3 protein-coding genes are annotated in these 3,389 nt (G+C 29.0%); all 3 read left to right on the forward strand.

Annotated elements, in window-relative coordinates:
• Positions 1-802: 802 nt before the first annotated feature.
• The 3 genes from Q1X33_RS16475 to Q1X33_RS16485 all read left to right on the forward strand — a co-directional run bounded on the left by Q1X33_RS16475 (position 803) and on the right by Q1X33_RS16485 (position 2,727).
• On the forward strand, positions 803-1,120 hold the full coding sequence (locus tag Q1X33_RS16475) for a DUF2500 domain-containing protein (protein WP_015509816.1): 318 nt from the start codon (positions 803-805) through the stop codon (positions 1,118-1,120).
• A 397-nt stretch (positions 1,121-1,517) separates the two neighbouring features.
• Complete coding sequence (locus Q1X33_RS16480; RefSeq protein ID WP_034869408.1) at positions 1,518-2,561, forward strand: hypothetical protein; 1,044 nt, start codon at positions 1,518-1,520, stop codon at positions 2,559-2,561.
• Positions 2,533-2,727 carry a hypothetical protein gene (locus tag Q1X33_RS16485; protein ID WP_005230201.1) on the forward strand — a complete coding sequence of 65 codons (195 nt, stop codon included), beginning with the start codon at positions 2,533-2,535 and terminating at the stop codon, positions 2,725-2,727. Before Q1X33_RS16480 ends, Q1X33_RS16485 begins: the two co-directional genes overlap by 29 nt.
• Positions 2,728-3,389: the final 662 nt, after the last annotated feature.

The following is a 3,389-nucleotide window of genomic DNA, read 5'->3' on the forward strand; positions in this document are numbered from 1 at the left end:
GATAAAATGAGTCGTTACGCACGGATTGCTTTGGGGATTCGTTAAGGATTTTCAATCATAGAAAGTTGTTTCATATTTGTTAACTAGATGGAACAAGCTCTTTTCTTAGGTGTCGGACAGTTGGCAAAATGAGGATATAAACACAGAACTCTTTTATTAACTTTGAAAAAGTTGGTAGAAGAGTTTTTTTATAGAATACTTTCTTAAATAAACAGTTACTTGGTGAAAAAGTTATGCTTTTTTACTAAAAGCATTAAAGAAAATCATATATTTTTAAACCTGAAAGCTCAACGTATTTTCCATTCATATGACAACTCAAAGTGAGTTAGTATTTAACTTTGCCGAAATAGTAATACTTTCTATAAACCTTCGATCATTTTGACAAAAAGAGAGCATAGATTAAATTCTTATTCATCCACATTGATAACCTTAAGGTGCATCCCAGAAAACATGTCTAAATAAACGTTACTGAATTTAGTCAGAGACTTTGGGATACGATGAATTTTCCTTAAGAAGTCAATGTAGAATGAAGAAGGATGATTCTAGGAATGCTTTTTCAAAGGTCATGTGATTTCATCCTAGCAACTGACTCTTGGTTAACAAATATACAAATGTGTTCTATGCAACCATACATATAGGAAAACGATAGCCAAACTACAGTTTCGGTCAATCATTTAGCGAGTTACATATTTTTATTAGAGATTCGAGATTAATTAATTGAATTAATGTATAATTATAGTTAAGTTGTAAAAATGATTTGGTTGATTCCCTTGATCATAAAAACAAAAAAGGAGTGTGTTTTGTGGATTTTCTATTTACTTTATTTGCTTTTATTTTCGTCGCAGTTATCTTATATCATATTGTCGAATTCTTAAAGGATCAATCTACGCCAGAAGTGGCAGTACTTGCCACGCTAGTAGACAAACGAATGACTAGTAGCACGAATATTGCTGCAAACGGCTTTACGAATCAATCCATTACCTATTATCTTTTATTTGAAATCGCAAGTGGCGAAAGATTAGAATTTAAAGTAGGGTATGGAAAATACAAATTATACGTCATCGGAGATACTGGAGTGTTGAGGTATCAAAGAAAAAGGTTTAATTCACTTGATAGGTAAATAATATTAGAGTTGTCACTATAGATAAAATTTGTAGTTGTTTACTTTAAAATTGGGAACGTTATTTCTTGTTTTTATTTCATATCAAAGAATCTTTAAAACTTTGACATATTTAAAATTCTTTTAAAAGAAAGCATGAGTACGATTCCTACAAATTAATAAAAAGTACTCAAATTTTAATGAATTTGGAATCAGAATCTATTGATCATCATTAATTAAACGTTTGTGAAAAAATGAAAAAGATAAAAAAACTTTTTTAACTCTAGGTTGTCTATTTTTTACAAGGGAGGAATTTGAAAAAAACTATAAAGCATCCTAGAAATATTTTAGAAAAGGTATAATTTAAATAAAAAGTTTAAAACGTTAGTAAACATATTCTTATTTGGGGGATACTACTGTGGATAATTTCGAAATTGATTTACCAAATGAAAGAATACTATCAATAAATGTAACTGATTATAGTTTGTATAGTTACGATTTTAATGCATTTTCATTATTGCCTCTACAAAAGCTAGCATCTCAATCAATTAATCAAAATATTAGAGAGAAAGTAATGTCGAACAAAACATTAAGAGCTGATTTATTTTCGAGTGTTTCAAAAATTAGCTTAGTCAATAAGTTATCTAATCAAAGCGAGATAGAATATGTAGCAAATTTATCAGATATTGCTAAAGAGAAATTGGCTTCGGGAGAATGGTCACTTGGAGTGAGAAAGAAAACGGGTGAAACTTATGCGGTTATAAAAGATACGTTGACTGGGAAAAATAAAAGTTTTCTAACTATCGATAAAAAAGTAGTGAAGGACTTAGGGATACTACCAGAATTGTCAGCTATCCAAGGGCAACTAGCTTCGTTATCTGAACAGATTGAAGTATTAAACCGTAATATTCAACGTATAGAAAAAGGGCAATATAACGATAGATTTGCTGGCTTTTTCTCTGCAAGACAATTAGTAATAGAGGGGATGGCATCCGAAAATGAATCAATTAAATATGAATTATTATTAGGAGCAATCAAACTAAGTAATGAGACAGTTGGTAAATTAATGTATTCTATTCATGAGGATGTTCTAGCACTAATAGATACCAAACTAAAATCGAGAGATGCTAAAAGAATTGATGAATTATTGCAGAATTCTTTAGGATATTTAAACTCTTGTGTTCAATTAAATCTGATAGCTTATACAGTGTTAACGGAGCAAAAGTCTTTGTACGCTACATTAGCAAATTATCATTCCTTTATTCAACAGGAACTTATAAAAGAAAACAATGATGGAAGAACCGTTGCATGGTTGCTTGACAATGGACATATTGGTAATGACGGAAGAATAGTTGAGTTATCAAACAATATATCTAATACAATCGAACTGATATTTGAATCATATAATAAAGATAAGATTGAGGTGTTTGAAAATGAAAAAATCGATAATAAAAACTTGTAAATATCCTAAATGTTTGAAAGAAGTACCATCAGAAAAATCATTATTTTGTATAGAACATGATAGGGATTTGAAAGGAAAAGGGAAAATTGTAACAGCAGCTCTAGGTAGCGCAATACTCATGGGTGTTTCTGCTCTAGCAAATAATGTTGTTAAAAAGAAATTATAGGGTTCTCTTTTTGGATGTATTTATTTGTTTTTTGAGATAATTATGCGAAATATTATGTTAAGTGAGTTATTTAAAACTTTTTTTGTACATTCTCTAACAGAAAACGTAACGAAAAAGATAAATAGTTTTCTAGAATTTTAAAGGGGTACTTATATTGAGCGACTTAGTTAGTGATTACATTTCTTATTATTTGAATGTATGACTATGATGATTTATTCGAGGATTATAGAAAATTAGAAAAATAATATTGACTTATTTAGAAATTTTGACCGTTAACTCTATTAAAATAAAATTGTGAAAAAACTTAGATATACATTTTAGATTTCTTTTTTCTAGTGCTAGTTCAATCCAAGTTTTGTTTTTATACTTATATTTAACAAGCGCCAGAAAGCAGATCTTTTTTCTAGTATAGTTTTGGCTCTAGTAAAAGATACTGATTCAATTAAATATTCTAGAAATTATATTTTATAAAATTCAATTAGGTTACAGACAAGATGCGAAAAAACTCATTTAGTATGTATTTCAAGCCTTTTTTACGAGACGATTTAGCTATTTTATAAGATATAATTCACCTATAAAAGATAATTGGAAAGTACAGAACTAGTTATCGACTTGTCAATCTAGGCTTAGTTTATGAAGTCGAATTTGATGCAGAAACAGGC

It is taken from the genome of Enterococcus sp. B2E4 (genome assembly GCF_030499455.1).
GTDB lineage: Bacteria > Bacillota > Bacilli > Lactobacillales > Enterococcaceae > Enterococcus_D > Enterococcus_D casseliflavus.

Coding starts and splice junctions, on each gene's coding strand:
- Q1X33_RS16485 (WP_005230201.1), top strand. CDS start 2,533: ATGAAAAAATCGATAATAAAAACTTGTAAATATCCTAAATGTTTGAAA.